The organism is Labrys okinawensis (assembly GCF_047345005.1).
Taxonomy (GTDB): Bacteria; Pseudomonadota; Alphaproteobacteria; order Rhizobiales; family Labraceae; genus Labrys; species Labrys okinawensis.
The window spans coordinates 2,349,809-2,364,536 of the sequence record NZ_CP178864.1 but is presented as its reverse complement, the minus strand read 5'-3'; the positions used below and the strand labels follow the sequence as shown (position 1 = coordinate 2,364,536).

14 protein-coding genes are annotated in these 14,728 nt (G+C 64.8%); 3 read left to right on the top strand and 11 right to left on the bottom strand.

Annotation, left to right across the window (positions count from 1 at the left end; translation table 11 throughout):
• Nucleotides 1-28: 28 nt before the first annotated feature.
• From ACMDCR_RS11120 to ACMDCR_RS11105, 4 genes are all read right to left on the bottom strand, one after another.
• A complete protein-coding gene (locus ACMDCR_RS11120; protein WP_413992586.1) occupies nucleotides 29-853 on the bottom strand; it encodes an ABC transporter permease in 825 nt (274 codons plus the stop codon).
• A gap of 4 nt (nucleotides 854-857) precedes the next feature.
• On the bottom strand, nucleotides 858-2,069 hold the full coding sequence (locus ACMDCR_RS11115) for an ABC transporter permease (RefSeq protein WP_413992585.1): 1,212 nt from the start codon (nucleotides 2,067-2,069) through the stop codon (nucleotides 858-860).
• 168 nt (nucleotides 2,070-2,237) lie between these two features.
• Nucleotides 2,238-3,287, bottom strand: coding sequence for an ABC transporter substrate-binding protein (locus tag ACMDCR_RS11110; protein WP_413992584.1), 1,050 nt, complete (start codon nucleotides 3,285-3,287; stop codon nucleotides 2,238-2,240).
• 15 nt (nucleotides 3,288-3,302) lie between these two features.
• On the bottom strand, nucleotides 3,303-4,424 hold the full coding sequence (locus ACMDCR_RS11105; RefSeq protein WP_413992583.1) for an ABC transporter ATP-binding protein: 1,122 nt from the start codon (nucleotides 4,422-4,424) through the stop codon (nucleotides 3,303-3,305).
• Nucleotides 4,425-4,721: 297 nt separating this feature from the next.
• Between ACMDCR_RS11105 and ACMDCR_RS11100 the strand changes: the two genes are divergently transcribed.
• Together ACMDCR_RS11100 and ACMDCR_RS11095 are read left to right on the top strand one after the other, a co-directional pair.
• On the top strand, nucleotides 4,722-6,107 hold the full coding sequence (locus ACMDCR_RS11100; protein ID WP_413992582.1) for a PLP-dependent aminotransferase family protein: 1,386 nt from the start codon (nucleotides 4,722-4,724) through the stop codon (nucleotides 6,105-6,107).
• 97 nt (nucleotides 6,108-6,204) lie between these two features.
• Nucleotides 6,205-6,684 (top strand): gamma-glutamylcyclotransferase, encoded by a 480-nt coding sequence (locus ACMDCR_RS11095; RefSeq protein ID WP_413992581.1) that lies wholly within the window; start codon nucleotides 6,205-6,207, stop codon nucleotides 6,682-6,684.
• 25 nt (nucleotides 6,685-6,709) lie between these two features.
• Here ACMDCR_RS11095 and ACMDCR_RS11090 read toward each other — a convergent pair whose 3' ends face one another.
• From ACMDCR_RS11090 to ACMDCR_RS11075, 4 genes are all read right to left on the bottom strand, one after another.
• Entirely contained in the window at nucleotides 6,710-7,300 is a 591-nt protein-coding gene (locus ACMDCR_RS11090; RefSeq protein WP_413992580.1) for an RES family NAD+ phosphorylase, read from the bottom strand.
• Nucleotides 7,297-7,977, bottom strand: coding sequence for a hypothetical protein (locus ACMDCR_RS11085; protein ID WP_413992579.1), 681 nt, complete (start codon nucleotides 7,975-7,977; stop codon nucleotides 7,297-7,299). Before ACMDCR_RS11085 ends, ACMDCR_RS11090 begins: the two co-directional genes overlap by 4 nt.
• Nucleotides 7,978-8,060: 83 nt before the next feature.
• Complete coding sequence (locus ACMDCR_RS11080; protein WP_413992578.1) at nucleotides 8,061-9,506, bottom strand: aldehyde dehydrogenase family protein; 1,446 nt, start codon at nucleotides 9,504-9,506, stop codon at nucleotides 8,061-8,063.
• A gap of 70 nt (nucleotides 9,507-9,576) precedes the next feature.
• A complete protein-coding gene (locus tag ACMDCR_RS11075; RefSeq protein WP_413992577.1) occupies nucleotides 9,577-10,854 on the bottom strand; it encodes an MFS transporter in 1,278 nt (425 codons plus the stop codon).
• Nucleotides 10,855-10,936: 82 nt separating this feature from the next.
• Between ACMDCR_RS11075 and ACMDCR_RS11070 the strand changes: the two genes are divergently transcribed.
• Nucleotides 10,937-11,557, top strand: a complete 621-nt coding sequence (locus ACMDCR_RS11070) for a TetR/AcrR family transcriptional regulator (protein WP_413992576.1) — start codon at nucleotides 10,937-10,939, stop codon at nucleotides 11,555-11,557.
• Between the two features lie 42 nt (nucleotides 11,558-11,599).
• On the opposite strand, the gene dhaK is transcribed toward ACMDCR_RS11070, so the two are convergent.
• From dhaK to ACMDCR_RS11055, 3 genes are read right to left on the bottom strand one after another with little or no spacing between them, the layout of a single operon-like run.
• A complete protein-coding gene (gene dhaK / locus ACMDCR_RS11065) occupies nucleotides 11,600-12,589 on the bottom strand; it encodes a dihydroxyacetone kinase subunit DhaK (RefSeq protein ID WP_413992575.1) in 990 nt (329 codons plus the stop codon).
• Nucleotides 12,590-12,647: 58 nt separating this feature from the next.
• Nucleotides 12,648-13,127, bottom strand: a complete 480-nt coding sequence (locus ACMDCR_RS11060) for a hypothetical protein (protein WP_413992574.1) — start codon at nucleotides 13,125-13,127, stop codon at nucleotides 12,648-12,650.
• Nucleotides 13,120-14,709 (bottom strand): putative PEP-binding protein, encoded by a 1,590-nt coding sequence (locus tag ACMDCR_RS11055; RefSeq protein WP_413992573.1) that lies wholly within the window; start codon nucleotides 14,707-14,709, stop codon nucleotides 13,120-13,122. Before ACMDCR_RS11055 ends, ACMDCR_RS11060 begins: the two co-directional genes overlap by 8 nt.
• Nucleotides 14,710-14,728: the final 19 nt, after the last annotated feature.

The following is a 14,728-nucleotide window of genomic DNA, read 5'->3' as shown; positions in this document are numbered from 1 at the left end:
TCCCTCCAACAGGTCCTGGGACGACCCGTCACGCCGCCGACCCGGAAATCCGGCGCGAGCGCCGGGCCAGGAGGTTGGCGACGACGAGCAGGACGATCGACAGCCCCATCATCAGCGTTGCCGCCGCCGTGATAGCCGGGCTGAGCTGCTCGCGCAGACCCGTGAACATTTCGAGCGGCAAAGTGCGCTGTTGGGCATTGGCGAGGAACTGAACCACCACGACCTCGTCAAAGGATGTCACGAAGGCGAAGGCCGCTCCGGACAGCACGCCTGGCAGGATCAGCGGCAGCATCACTCGGAAGAAGCCGGTCAAAGGCTTGGCGCCGAGAATGGAGGTCGCCCGCATCAGGTTGCGATCGAAGCCGGAGAGGCTCGCGCCGACCGTCACCACCACGAAGGGGCTGGCCAGGACGGTGTGCGCGAGGATGATGCCGGCATAGCTGCTGGCGAGGCCGATCCTGGCATAGAAGAGATAGGTCCCGACCGCCGTCACCACGACCGGCACGATCAACGGCGAAATCAGCAGCGGCACGATGAAGCGCCGCGCGGGGAAGCGCGGATCGGAGAGGCCGATTGCCGTCAGCGTGCCCAGCACCGTCGCGAGGGCAGTTGCGCCAGCACCGATGATGAGGCTGTTGCCGATCGCCGCCAACCAGCGCGGCGTGCCCAGCACCACCTCGTACCAGCGTGTGGAGAACCCCGCGAGCGGGAAGGTGAAGAAGGAACCTGAGTTGAAGGAGAGCGGCACTGGCACGAAGATCGGCACCACCAGAAAGATCAGCACCAGCACGCACCAGCACCACAGAAGGGTCACGCGGATGCGCTCACCGAGGGTTGGGTAGGGCGACAGCATGGCTTCATCCCATCTTGAAGAGGTCGAGGCCGAGATAGCGCGTCATCGCGATATAGAGCCCCAGGGTGGAGGCCAGCAGCACGAAGCTCAGAGCCGCCGCCATCTCCCAATTGAGTTCGACATTGACGTAGTTGGCGATGAAATTGCTGATGAGCTGGTCACTTGCGCCGCCGACCAGGACAGGCGTGATGTAGTAGCCGAGGCAGAGAATGAAGGTGAGCAGGCAGCCCGCCAGCACGCCCGGCATCACCTGCGGCAGATAGACCCGCCGGAACACCGTGAAGGGCCGGGCGCCGAGCGACTGGGCGGCCCTGAGCTGCGAAGTCTGAACCGATCGCATGACGCTGTAGATCGGCAGCAGGGTAAACGGCAGCTGGATATGGGTCATGGCCAGCACCAGCCCGGTGCGGCTGTACATCAATTCCAGCCGCTCGGATGTCAGGCCGAGCCAGAGCAGCATGTCGTTGAGCAGGCCGAATTTCTGCAGGATCACCGTCCAGGCGGCGGTGCGCACCAGGATCGAGGTCCAGAACGGCAGTAGCACGAGCACGAGGACGATACCGGCGAGTGCAGGCTTGAGATTGGTCATCCAATAGGCAAGCGGAAAGCCGAGGATCAAAGTTCCGAGCGTGACCAGGGTCGCGATCAGGAAGGTGCGGCCGAGCACCCGAGTGAACACGGCCTGGTCGGGCGGGACGGCGCCGATGCCGCCATCCTCGGTCCAGCGCAGGTCGAAGGCAGAGAGCAGATAGAAGGAGGTGAAGCGATTGAGGCCGCCCCGGATCGCTGTCCAGCTGCGGTCCTCGCCGAGCAGGGGCGCGGCTTTGATCATGCTGGCCCTATCCGCCACCTGGCCGGAAGTCACACCACGTCCGAGGCGCAGGATCTGGCTGCGGGCACCCGCCAGTCGAACATTCAGGCTCTTGGCGAATTCGGGAATGGCGCCGGCGGCAGCCGCGTCCTTCAGGTCGGCGGCGAGGGCGATGAAAGCGGCATCGCCGGGCACACCCGAGGAAAGGTCCTGGCGGAGTGCCGTGGCGGTGCGTGGCAGCGTGTTGGCAATCGTCGGCTCATAAACGGCCCTCGACAACAAAGCGAGGATCGGCGCCGCGAAGCTGAACAGCAGAAGCACAAGCAGCGGCGCTGCCAGTGCGAGCGGACGCAGGCCCTCGCGCCTTTCGTTCATCCGGATCCTGGGCATGGCGATCGATGCCATTGTCGTTCCCCAAAAAGCATTTCCGATAAAGTCTGCTCGACTTTCGATTGAGAAAATGCGCCAGAACAAAGAGTCAGAGGAAAGTGGGTTTCAAAGGACGCACTCTGGCCCAAAGGCTGGAGATCGGGCGTCAGGCCGCCCGATCCAACACGTCGCGGCAGTGCAGGCCTACTGCGCCAGCCAGGCGTTGAAGCGCTTCACCAGGTCCTCGCCGTGATCGCCCCAAAACTCGACATTGGCCACCAGGTATTTCTGCATATGGTCAGGCGACGTCGGCAGCTTGGCGAGGACGTCCTTGGGAACGAAGGGTGTGGCATCCGTCGTCACCGGCCCGTAAGGAATGTAGCGGCCGAGTTGCGCGCTGATCTCGGGTTGCGCGACATAAGCGAGATATTGATAGGCGAGGTCGACATTCTTGGCGCCCTTCGGGATGGCGACCATGTCGTATTCGACGATCTGGTTGTCCCAGACCAGGGCAAAAGGCTTGTTGTCATGGTCGATGGCGCTCTGGATACGCCCGTTCCAGGCGGTCGTCATCACCACTTCCTTGGAAGCAAGGAGCTGCGCCGGCTGGGCACCGGCATCCCACCAGACCACGTCCTTCTTGATGGTATCGAGCTTCTTGAAGGCGCGATCGACCCCCTCGGGCGTTGCCAGTACGTCGTAGACCTTGTCGATCGGCACGCCATCGGCCATGAGAGCCCATTCGAGATTCTGCGCCGGCGCCTTTCGCAACGCCCGCTTGCCGGGGTATTTCTGTGTGTCGAAGATGTCGAGCACGGAGGTCGGCGCCTGCTTCAGAACGGTGGTGTCATAGGCCACGACATCGCCATAGACGTCGATGCCGACACCACAATCCAGTGCCGTTCCGGGCAGGAAGCGCGAGCGGTCGGCGATCTTGCCGTAGTCGAGCTGGACCAGGACGCCGGTGTCGCAACCTTGAAGCACCGTGGATGTCTCGACCGTCACCAGGTCGATTGGCACGTCGCCCGTCTCTACCATGGCTTTGATCTTGCCGAGCTCGCCCGTATATTCCTGCTCGTTGAAGGTGATGCCGGCCTTCTTGGCGAAGGGCTCGAACCACGCCTGCCGCAGCGCCGCCTGCCAGGCGCCGCCTGTGGCCATGATCGTAAGCTCCCCAGCCGCAGCATGCTGCAACTGGCTACACAACGCCATTCCCGCCAGAGCGAGCACGACGGATCCTCGCAAGCCTTTCATGGTTCTCTCCCGTTGTTAATGCTTGCCGCCAGCCGCGCTCATCGGAAAGGCGCGGCAATCCTCTATGGCCCAGGCGAGATCGACGGCCTCGCCCGTCGCCATCACAGCCTCGGGACGAATCTTGACGGTAAGGATCTGCCCATTGGCGAGCCGCGCCAGAAGGCGCTGATGATCCCCATGATAGATTCGGCCGTCGACGGTGGCACCGATGCGGTTGTCGTTCTGCGCGACCTCTGCCGCCAGCTTGATCTGCTCGGGACGAATGGCGAGCTGGACCGGCACGCCCGGCGAAACCTCGCCGACCGCCCTGGCGGTCACGCGCAATCCCTGGGGCAGAACGACAGCGCACTCATTGCCGATAACCCGCTCGACCGTACCGTCGAGGGCATTGTTCTCGCCGATGAACCCGGCGACGAAGGCGTTGGAGGGCTCGTTATAGAGCCGGTCCGGGGTGCCGATCTGGGCGATCAGGCCGCTCTCGAAGATCGCCACCCGATCGGACATCGTCAGCGCCTCGCTCTGATCATGCGTGACGTAGACGACCGTGACGCCGAGCATCTCGTGGAGCTGCTTGAGCTCGATCTGCATATGCTCGCGCAGCTTCTTGTCGAGCGCGCCCAGCGGCTCGTCCATCAATACCAGAGTGGGCTCGTAGACGAGGGCGCGGGCAAGCGCCACACGCTGCTGCTGGCCACCGGAGAGCTGGGCCGGCTTGCGGTCCTTGAACTGCTCGAGACGCACCATTTCGAGGGCTCGGATGACCCGCGGTCCAATGTCCGCCTTTGGCACCTTCCGCACCGTGAGCGGGAAGGCCACGTTGTCGACCACGCTCATATGCGGGAAGAGCGCATAGTTCTGGAAGACCATGCCGATATTGCGCTCATAGGGCGGCATGCGTTCGACCGGCTGGCCATTGAGGCGAATCTCGCCCAGGCTTGGCCGCTCGAACCCTGCCAGCATGTTCAGCGTCGTGGTCTTGCCCGAACCTGACGGTCCCAGGAAGGTGAGGAACTCGCCGCGGCGGATTTCGAGGTTGAGGCGTCTTACAGCATGAAAGGTGCCGTACATTTTCTCGACGTCGATGAACTCGACAAATCGGGCCCCGTCCATCTCGTCATCGACCGACCTGGCTGCCATCGCCATCCCATCCTCGTGACCGCATCCCTCGCGGAAGCGCTTGTGTCGCGACAGCCTGCTTCCAGGGAAGCACGTTGCCACACTTCGCATATTGTCTGGTCATACAACTTTTGTTTGAGTGACCATATGTGCGATAATCGGCGACGTCAATAGCCTTATACGGAGATATTTTGTCGCCTTGTATGGGATACAAGTTTTATCAGCCCAATAAATTTCTGCATACAACCCCAATTGTCTGACTGTGATCACCATGCTAAGAGAGGCGAGGGAGTAGCCGCTCGGGGCGCCAGGACGGGTATGCTGGATCATCTGGAACTGCCGGAGAACGACCGGCCCATCTATCAACGCCTCGCGGATGCGATCGGCGAGCGCATCGCTCGTGGCGATCTGGCGGAAGGCGAGAAATTACCGCCTCAGCGCGAGATCGCTCGCGTCCTCGGTGTCAACGTCACTACCGTCACCCGCGCCTTCTCGGCCCTTCAGCAGCGTGGCCTGGTCGAGGCCCGCCCGGGCCGCGGCACCCTGGTCGTCTCGCGCGAGAGCGAGGATGCCGGCTTCAAATCCGCGCCGAGCGACGAGGCGGATCTGATCGACCTGTCGGTGAACCGGCCGGCGACCTCAGCCTATCTCGAGGCGCTGTCGGCACTGCTGCCGCGCCTGCCCAGGGACCGTCGGTTCGGCGCCGTACAGGACTATCATCCGCCAGAGGGGCCGCTTTGGGCGCGCAGTGCCGTGGCCGGCTGGTTGCAGGGCATTGCCGGCGATGGCGACGCCAGCCGCATCGTCCTGACCGACGGGGCACAGCATGGCCTCGCCTGCGTGCTGCGCGCCCTGACGCAGCCACGTGACATCGTCCTGGTCGACCAGATTACCTATCAGGGCATCAGCGCGCTTTGCCGCTCGCAGGGGCTCGACCTGCGCGGACTGCCGGCCGATCGGGAGGGCATGCGTCCCGACGCCTTCGAGGATGCCTGCCAGACCTTGCGCCCACGCGCCGTGTTCCTGGTGCCGACCCTCCACAACCCGACGACCGTAACCCTCGGCGAGGAACGCCGCCGGGCGCTGGCCGCCATCGCCCGGCGGCACAATGTGCTGATCATTGAGGACGACGTCTATCGCCCCTTGCTCGATACCGCCCTGCCCTCCTTCGCGACGCTGGAGCCGGAACTCACGGTCTATGTCGGCGGCCTGTCGAAATGTGTCGCCCCGGGACTTCGCTTCGGCTTTGTGGTGGTCCCCCGCGCGGTACTCGGCAATGTCGCAGCGGCGTTGCGCATCGATTGCTGGAGCGTCAGCCCGCTCATCCCGCTCATTGCCACCAGCCTGCTCGAAGACGGCTCGGTGGCGCGGATCATCGAGCGCCAGCGCGAAGAACTGCAGCGACGCCAGGCGATCCTGAGCGAAGTGCTCAAGCCCTTCGATGTGCAAAGCCATGCCGTTTCGCCGCATGCCTGGCTGCATCTGCCGGAACCCTGGCGCGGCGCCAGCTTCGCGCGCGCTTGCCGCCAGCGCGGCGTCGGCGTGCTGCCTGCCGACGCCTTCGCCATCGGCCGCGAGACCCTCGCTCATGCCGTACGCATCAATGTGGGCGCCGCGCCCTCGCTCGGTGACTTGCGCCAGGCGCTCGGCATCATCATCGGGCTCCTGAACGCCGGCCATTTCGAACTTTCTGGTGCTGTGTGAGGGAGTTTGGCCTCTCGCTGCCATCCCGCTCGACGGCCCGAGCCTTGCGAGGCATGATGGCCACCTCGTTTCTCGCGATGTCACGGCAGCGCCACTCATGCCCTCCGTCTGGTATTTCGCCTATGGCTCCAACATGGATCCGGCCCGCCTGATCACGGCTCGTCTGCAGCCGGCTGGCGTGATCTGCTCCGAGCGCGTTCTCGGCCGGCTGGAGGGCTGGTCACTGGTCTTCGACAAGCGGTCGGCCTATTTCCCGGGCGCGTCGGCCGCCAATATCGCTGCGACCACGGGCGCGCATGTGCTGGGCACGCTCAATCGGATGCCTGAGGCGGGGCTCGACGTCCTCGATCATTACGAAAACGTCGCCGCTGGCCATTACGAGCGCATGGCGGTGACGGTTCACCGCCCGGGGATAGGTGACGAGGTCGACGCCGTCACCTATGTCGCCCGCAACTTTCTCGACACGAACCTCAAGCCGCGTGCGGCCTATCTCGCCCACCTGCTGGCCGGGAGCGACCTCCTGCCCGCCATCTACGTGGAACGCCTGCGCGCTGTTGAAGTGTTCGACGGGCGGTGAAGACGACGTTCGGGTGGCGGCTTGTCTACGGCGTTGCCATGCCGAGACCGTAGCGGTTCGCAAGTTGCCAGAACCAGTCCTGATCGAGATCTGCCTGCCTCTCGATCTCATGCACCGCTGCTTTGGCCCTGTCGAAGAGCGCATAGCAAAGCGCCTCATCGTCGTGGCGCGCGTAGTAGGCGATGCCGTCGGCCCTGACGGGATGATCCCACAGAGCCTTCGACCATATCTGCGGAGTATCATAAGGCAGGCCGGCATGGACGATTTCAGCGGTTGCGCCAAGAAGGGCCAGTCCCGGGCCGGCAAGCTTGATGAACGTGAGATCTGTCAGGAGACCCAGGCGGACATAGGCCTTGCGCCGGAGCAGGCCGGTATCGATCAACGTGCGGCCGGGAACGCGCAGAAAGGTTTCCGCAAAGGCGCCACTCTCTTCTTTCGCAGCATAAAGCACGCCGTAGCTCGCATCCGGTGCATTCAGCCGGCCGCTGCGTGAAATATCGAAAAAGATCGGCTCGTAGAGTGCGGTGTAGAAGCGGTGTATCTGCGCGCCCCCAGGTAGGGATACGATTTCCGGCGACCGGTCTGAGAGGTCCGGAGGCGGCAGGGGCGCATTCAAGCCCCCTGCTCACCGAGGCGGCGCGCTGCCTCCACCACCAGGTCCACCTCGCCTGCCTTCAGCACGTCGATCGGCTTGCGCGAACCCAACCGGCCGTCGGGATGGACGAGGAAATTCAGGACGGTCCAGGGATTATCAGTCGGGAGCGCCCGCAGTACCGCCTTAAGACCCTCGACAAGGGAACCATCGCGTTGGAACTGGATCGTCGGATACATCCGCCGATTGCTTGGCCCGGGCACGGCGAGCAGACTTCCCTCCTGCACACGCTTGTCCACCGCCTGGCGCGAAATCCCGTGCAGCAAGGCCATGACTTCATCAAGATCATAAGCGCCACCCGCCGCGCGAAGATCCTCTTCGGCGATGCGGATACCCTGAAGCACGGCTTGGGCTCGGGCACTCGGCCGGAAAGCATCCCGGCTGATGGCAGTGGGCTGGCCCGGCCGCTGCGCCGACTTGCCGCCGAACCTACGCACTCTGCCCGCCCTTGCGCCCAATTGCTTCTTAAGGCTCGCGATCGCCTCTGGTTCCGTCGCGTAGAACCCAAGGTTGACGCCCTTGGGAAGCTGCACGTCCTTGAGGATCGCGACAAGGTCGCCCTTAAGCGGAACAATAGTGGTCACGCCACCCGCTTGCCTGTCGGCGTCGGATCCGGTCTTGGTCTGCATCTTCGCTGTCATGGAACCCTCCTCACTAAAGATAGGGACTCCATGCAACTTCGTCAACTTCGACAACCCGCCGACCAAGGGATCGGCGCGCGACATCACGCCAGCGTATAGGCCGTCTTCACCGTCGTATAGAACTCCGCCGCATAGCGGCCCTGCTCGCGCGGGCCGTAGCTCGAGCCCTTCCGGCCGCCGAACGGCACGTGATAGTCGACGCCGGCGGTCGGCAGGTTGACCATCACCATGCCGGCCTGGGCATTGCGCTTGAAGTGGGTGGCGTGCTTCAGGCTGGTGGTGGCAATGCCAGCGGAGAGGCCGAACTCGGTGTCGTTGGCGGCGGCGAGCGCCTCCTCGTAATTCTTCACACGTACCACGGCGGCGACGGGGCCGAAGATCTCTTCGCGCGCGATGCGCATATCGTTGCTGACGCCTGTGAACAACGCCGGCGTCAGGTAGAAACCGGGCGCCTCGCGCTTCACCAGGTCGCCGCCGAAAGCAAGCTTGGCGCCCTCGTCCTTGCCGATCTTGATGTAGTTGAGATCCTGGTCGAGCTGGCTCTGGTCGACCACCGGCCCGATGTGAGTGCCGCTCTTCATGGCATCGTCGACGTTCAGGCCCTTGAGGCGCTCGACCAGGGCCGCGACGAAAGCGTCATGAATGCCGTCGGTGACGATCAGGCGCGAGGAGGCCGTGCAGCGCTGGCCGGTGGAAAAGAAGGCGCCATTGACGCTGGCGTCAACCGCGACCTTGATTTCGGCATCGTCGAGCACCACGAAGGGGTTCTTGCCGCCCATTTCGAGCTGCACCTTCTTCATCGGCGAGGAAGCGATGCAGGTGGCGGCGATCTTGCGACCGGTGCCCACCGAGCCGGTGAAGGAGATGGCATCGACATCCGGCGAGTTGAGCAGCGCCTCGCCCACGACGGAGCCGCGGCCCATCACAAGGTTGAACACGCCGGCCGGCGCGCCGGATTTGGCGATGATCTCACCGAGCGCGTGGGCGGTGGCAGGCACGAGATCGGCGGGCTTCAGCACCACGCAATTGCCGTAGCAGAGCGCCGGAGCGATCTTCCAGGCCGGGATCGCGGCAGGAAAGTTCCAGGGCGTGATCAGGCCGATTACGCCGATGCCCTCGCGGGTGATCTCAACCCCGACGCCCGGGCGCACCGAGCCGATGATCTCTCCGGCAAGCCGCAGCGCCTCGCCTGCGAAGAAGCCAAAGATCTGGCCGGCGCGCGCGACTTCGCCGATGCCCTCGGGCAGGGTCTTGCCTTCCTCGCGCGACAGGATGGCGCCGAGCTCGTCCTTGCGGGCGAGAATCTCGCCGCTGATGCGCTTGAGCACGTCATGGCGTTCCTGCAGCGTCGAGCGGCTCCAGCCCGGGAAGGCGGCCTTGGCGGCAGCGATGGCACGTTCGGCATCCGCCTTGCTGGCGCGCGGGAAATGGCCGACGATCTCGCCGGTGTTGGAAGGATTGACGTCCGGCGCGAGGTCGGTGGCGGCAACCCATTCGCCTGCGATAAAGTTACGGGCGTGCAATGTCATAACAATCTTCCTGGAGCTGAGCGGAGTTGGCCGGACATTAGTCTAACAAATGACCGGCGCAACCTTTTACTTAGGCAAGTGCAGGTTCGGTTCCCGCCCGTCGGCGCGCAATCAGCAGCGCAATCAGGGCGGCGACGATGCCGGTAAGGCCGGAGATGACGAAGGCTTCGACATAGCTGCCCTGCATCACCCTGAGATAGCCGGCGAGAGCGGCGGCGCTGGCCGCGCCGATCTGGTGGCCGGCCGCGATCCACCCGAACACCACGGGGGCGTCGCGGTCGCCGAACGCCTCGTTGGTGAGGCGCAGGGTTGGCGGCACGGTGGCGATCCAGTCGAGGCCGTAGAAGATGCCGAAAATGGTCAGTGTGTAGAGGTTGAAACCGCTGAAGGGCAGATAGATCAAGGCAAGGCCACGCAGGCCGTAATAGAGGAAGAGCAGCTTGCGCGGATCGAAACGGTCCGTCAGCCAGCCCGAGAAGGTGGTCCCGAACAGGTCGAAGATGCCCATCATCGCCATCAGGCTCGCGGCCTGCACCTCGGGAATGCCCATGTCGCCGCAGAAGGAGACGAGATGCATCCCCACCAGGCCGTTGGTGGTAAAGCCGCAGATGAAGAAGGTGGCGAAGAGGTACCAGAAGGTGCGGGTCTTCGCGGCGCGGGCCAGGGCGCCGAACGAGGCGTCGATCAGGCCCTCGCGCGGCGGCACGGGGGCGATCGGCGTCGAGGGGTCGGTGCCGAAGGGCCGTTGGCCGATGTCGCTGGGCTGGTTGGGCACCAGGAACAGCGCGAGCGGGATCAGAATGGCGCAGCCGAGCGCCACGGCAGTGACCATCCAGGGCCAGCCACCGATCTCGCCGAGCTTGGCGAGGCCCGGCTGGAAGATCAGCGTGCCGGTGGCGGCGCTCGCCGAGAGCAGGCCCATGATCAGGCCGCGATTGGTGGTGAACCAGCGATTGACCACGGTGGCGCCCAGCACCATGGCGACGCAGCCGGAGCCGAGGCCGGAGAGCACGCCCCATGTGGCGATCAGGTGCCAGGGCTGTGTCATGAAAAGGCTGGCGCCGATGGAGAGCGCCATCAGGAGGAGGGCCACCACCAGCACTTGGCGCACGCCGAACCTGTTCATCAAGGCGGCGGCGAAGGGGCCGACCAGGCCGTACAACAGGATACCGAGGGCGCCCGAGAGCGAGATGATGTCGACGCTCCAGCCGAAATCCTTGTGGAGCGGCTGGATCAGCAGGCCGGGCGCGGCCCGCACTCCGGCGGCGACAAGCAGGGAGAGGAAGATCACTCCGACAACCACAAAGGCATAGTTCTGGCCGAAGGGCCTACGGCTTGCTTTCTGCATCGGATAGACTCGGGCGAGAGGAAGTGTTTGACTAGGTACGTACCGGTCTGTAACATCGAAGGATCGAAAAGGAAAGAGGCTTATGGTCGATTCTCCGAACTTGGAGTCCGCTCCGCCGCTGCGGGCTCGGGAACGCATCCGCCAGACGGCGCGCGAGCTCTTCTACAAGGAGGGCATCCGCGCGGTCGGTGTGGACACCATTGTCTCGAAGGCCGGCGTAACCAAGCCGACACTCTATCGCTGCTTCTCCTCCAAGGACGAGCTCGCCGCTGCTTATGTCAGGGACTACGACGCCGAGTTCTGGGAGCGCTTTGAAAGCGCCGGCGTGGGGTGCGAGAACGATCCGCGCCGGCATCTTCACAATTACCTCAGCGGCCTCGGCGAGCGGGCGACCGGCGCTGGCTATCGTGGCTGCGGCCTCAGCAATGCGGCGGTGGAATATCCGGAGAAGGACAATCCGGCCCGGCTGGTGGCCGAAGGCGGCAAGCAACTCTTGCGCGACCGCCTGGAGGGCATGGCCCGCCAGATGGGCGCCAGAAATACGGGCTTGCTGGCGGACGGCCTGCTGCTCCTGATCGAAGGCGCCTTCGTCAGCGGCCAGATCTTCCACGAGGGCGGCCCGGCCGGCTCTGTCGCGGATGTGGCCGACATGCTGATCGAGGCGAGCCTCGCGGGGGGCGGGTCTTCAGGCCCGGCTTTTTGAACGTGTACATATCCAGGCGGGTCTGAAGACCCGCCCCCTGGATTACATCCCCCACCGCAGCGCGGCCGTGTGCACCGGTGCGTCCCACAGGGTCTTCGCCTGCTCGTCGAGTACAGAGAGCGTCAGCGAGCAGCCGGCCATGTCCAGCGAGGTTACATAAGAGCCGGTCAGCGAGCGTGCGGCCTTGATCCCCTTGGCGTCGAGCCATTTGCGGGCGCGATCCTGCATCAGATAGAGTTCCATCAAGGGCGTGCCGCCGAAACCGTTGACGAAGAGCAGCACCTCGGTCGCGCTGTTCAGCGAGAGGTCGTTGACGATGGAGCCCAGCATCTCGTCGACGATGGCGTCCGCCGAGGCGAGCTTGACGCGGCGCCGGCCCGGCTCCCCATGGATACCCACGCCCATTTCCATCTCATCCTCGCCGAGCGCGAAGGTTGGCTTGCCGGCGGCGGGCACGGTGCAGGAGGTCAGCGCCACGCCCATCGAGCGGGTGCGGCCATTGATGCGCCCGCCGAGCGCCTTGAGGTCGACGAGCGAATCGCCGCGGTCCGCGGCGGCGCCCAGCATCTTTTCCACGATGAGTGTGCCGGCCACGCCGCGCCGGCCCGTCGTCCAAGTCGAATTCTCGACGGCGACGTCGTCATCGAGGACGAGGCTCTCCACCAGGCCGGAGCCCATTTCCGCCGCCATGGCGAAGTTCATCACGTCGCCCTCGTAATTCTTGACGATGTAGAGGATGCCGGCTCCTCCATCTGCCGATTCAGCCGCCGCGAGCATCTGGTCGGGGGTCGGAGAGGTGAAGACCTGCCCAGGGCAGGCGGCGTCGAGCATGCCGACGCCGACGAAGCCGGCATGAAGCGGCTCGTGGCCGGAGCCCCCACCCGAGATCAGGCTGACCTTACCGTGGCGGATCTGCCTGCGGCGCACGAATTTGCGCTCTTCACCGAGCACGACGATATCGGCATGAGCCGCTGCAAAACCGTCGAGGCTCTGAGCCAGCACATCATCCACGGCGTTGATGAGCTTCTTCATCGAACGTTCCTTCCCTGTCGAGATATCGCCCGGCTGTCACTAGGGGCGGATCTTCGGCTTATTGATTGACTTGAGGTGGTTCGAACTCGCTCGCCACAGCGCCGCCTTCCCCCTTGGGGCGGCGGTCGAGTTCACGGGTATAGTGGACGAGGCTTGCGGCGAAATCGAGAATGGCCCGCTCCATGGCCTGGTTGCGCCGCTCGTCGCCAAGATCCGGCAAGGTCAGCGTCAGGTTGCGGCTCTGCGCCTGGCGGTTCTGGCCTGTGGCCCGCCCCGGATGGGCGGCGTGGTAGGCCTCGAGGAATTCCGCCTTCTCGGCAGGCGCCAGGCGGCAGACTTCGCAGATGACGTCGAGATGCTGAGCGGGGATCGGTATCGGATAGCCGGGATTGGTGATCTGCGAGATGAAGGATCGGTTGGTGCCGAGCGCCGCCGCCAGCTTGAGGCGCGTGCCCGAGGGACGGTTGTCCAGCGCCCGCCGCAGTATCAACTTGTAGGCGGCGATCGAGCGGGCACTGATTTCCTTGGCGTCAGACATGCGCGAAACTCTCAATTGCCGCCTTCACCCGGCCGACAAAGGCAGGTGGGACGGACAATGTGGTCAATCCGAGGCCGAGAAGCTGGGGTATGAGGCGCACATCCGCCGCCGCATCGCCGCAGATGGAGACCGGAACCTTGCGCACCTTGCCGGCACTGACCGCGCGCGCCATCAATTCCAGCACTGCGGGATCACCTGCATCATTGAGGGCCGCCACCGTCGAAATATCGCGCGCGGCGGCCATCGCATATTGGGTGAGGTCGTTGGAGCCGATGGAGTAGAAGTCGGCGGCGAAGCGCAGCGCACCGAGCGCCGCGGCGGGCACCTCCACCATCATCCCCAGGGGCGGACGGCGGCAGGCCGTCCCCTCCCCGACCAGAGCGGCCACCACCGCATCGAGCATGGCCGATGCCTGGGCATATTCAGAAGGAATGGTCACCATCGGCAGCATGATGCGGATGTCATGATGGAGCGCCACGCGGGCGAGGGCTCTGAGCTGGTCCCGGAAGGCTTCCGGCCGGGCGAGGGAGAGGCGCAACCCGCGCAAGCCCAGGAAGGGGTTGGATTCGTTCGCCTCCGTCAGCCCCTGCACCGGCTTGTCCCCGCCAGCGTCGAGGGTGCGGAAGGTCACGGGCCGCCCGCTGGCCCAGGCCGCGATCGCCATATAGGCGGCATACTGGCTTTCCTCGTCCGGCAGGGGGCGGCCGGGCTCGAACAGGAATTCGGTGCGCACCAGCCCGATGCCGTCACAGATCTCCGGGCTGTAGCCCTTGATATCGGCCGGCGAGGCAACATTGATCATCACCTCTATGCGCGTGCCATCGGCGAGGAAGGCGGGCTTGGCCCTGAGCTCCTCGGCATGGGCATTGGCCTGGTTGCTGGCTGCGAGAGCAGGCGCCAGTCCTGCCAGCGCCTGCGGACCGGGATCCAAGGTCACCACGCCGGTTTCTCCGTCCAGGATGGCATATTCTGCCGTGCCGAGCTGGCCCAGCCCCGTCACCATGGGAATGCCGCGACTGCGGGCGAGCATGGCGACATGCGAGGAAGGCGAGCCGCTGGCAAGCGCGATGCCGCCTCCCTTGCTCCAGTCGGTGGACAGGAAGAGGGAGGGCGCGACCTCCTCGCCGATCAGGATCGAACCTGCCGGCGCATGCGTGGGGCCGGCCGTGCCGGTGAGATGGGCAAGCACGCGGTCGCGAATATCGGCAAGGTCGATGCCGCGTGCCTGGAAATAGGGATCCTCGCTGTGTTCGTAGTCGAGGATCTCGGCATCGAGCGCCGAACGCCAGGCGTGAGTGGGAGGGACGCCGGCGGCGATGGCATCGAAGGCACCTTCCGACAGGGCCTCGTCCTCCAGCATGGCGATTTGGAAGCCGATGATATCGGCTCCCTCCTCGTCGACTTTCTCGACGAGAGCAACGAGATCGGTGAGAGCAGCGTCGATGGCCTGGCGCAAGGCAGCCTCGCCATCCTCGTCCAGCAGAATGGGCGCACGATGCGGCACCGGGCCGCCGATAACGAAAACGGGGCCGGCGGCCAGCCCGGGCGAGGCGGAACGTCCCGTGAGCCGCCTCTCCGTCATCTGCCAAATTCCTCGCTGC

Bases quoted from the DNA above. Each gene is read 5' to 3' on its own strand.
- ACMDCR_RS11120 (WP_413992586.1), bottom strand. From the start codon at position 853: ATGCTGTCGCCCTACCCAACCCTCGGTGAGCGCATCCGCGTGACCCTT.
- ACMDCR_RS11115 (WP_413992585.1), bottom strand. From the start codon at position 2,069: ATGGCATCGATCGCCATGCCCAGGATCCGGATGAACGAAAGGCGCGAG.
- ACMDCR_RS11110 (WP_413992584.1), bottom strand. From the start codon at position 3,287: ATGAAAGGCTTGCGAGGATCCGTCGTGCTCGCTCTGGCGGGAATGGCG.
- ACMDCR_RS11105 (WP_413992583.1), bottom strand. From the start codon at position 4,424: ATGGCAGCCAGGTCGGTCGATGACGAGATGGACGGGGCCCGATTTGTC.
- ACMDCR_RS11100 (WP_413992582.1), top strand. From the start codon at position 4,722: ATGCTGGATCATCTGGAACTGCCGGAGAACGACCGGCCCATCTATCAA.
- ACMDCR_RS11095 (WP_413992581.1), top strand. From the start codon at position 6,205: ATGCCCTCCGTCTGGTATTTCGCCTATGGCTCCAACATGGATCCGGCC.
- ACMDCR_RS11085 (WP_413992579.1), bottom strand. From the start codon at position 7,977: ATGACAGCGAAGATGCAGACCAAGACCGGATCCGACGCCGACAGGCAA.
- ACMDCR_RS11080 (WP_413992578.1), bottom strand. From the start codon at position 9,506: ATGACATTGCACGCCCGTAACTTTATCGCAGGCGAATGGGTTGCCGCC.
- ACMDCR_RS11075 (WP_413992577.1), bottom strand. From the start codon at position 10,854: ATGCAGAAAGCAAGCCGTAGGCCCTTCGGCCAGAACTATGCCTTTGTG.
- ACMDCR_RS11070 (WP_413992576.1), top strand. From the start codon at position 10,937: ATGGTCGATTCTCCGAACTTGGAGTCCGCTCCGCCGCTGCGGGCTCGG.
- dhaK (WP_413992575.1), bottom strand. From the start codon at position 12,589: ATGAAGAAGCTCATCAACGCCGTGGATGATGTGCTGGCTCAGAGCCTC.
- ACMDCR_RS11060 (WP_413992574.1), bottom strand. From the start codon at position 13,127: ATGTCTGACGCCAAGGAAATCAGTGCCCGCTCGATCGCCGCCTACAAG.
- ACMDCR_RS11055 (WP_413992573.1), bottom strand. From the start codon at position 14,709: ATGACGGAGAGGCGGCTCACGGGACGTTCCGCCTCGCCCGGGCTGGCC.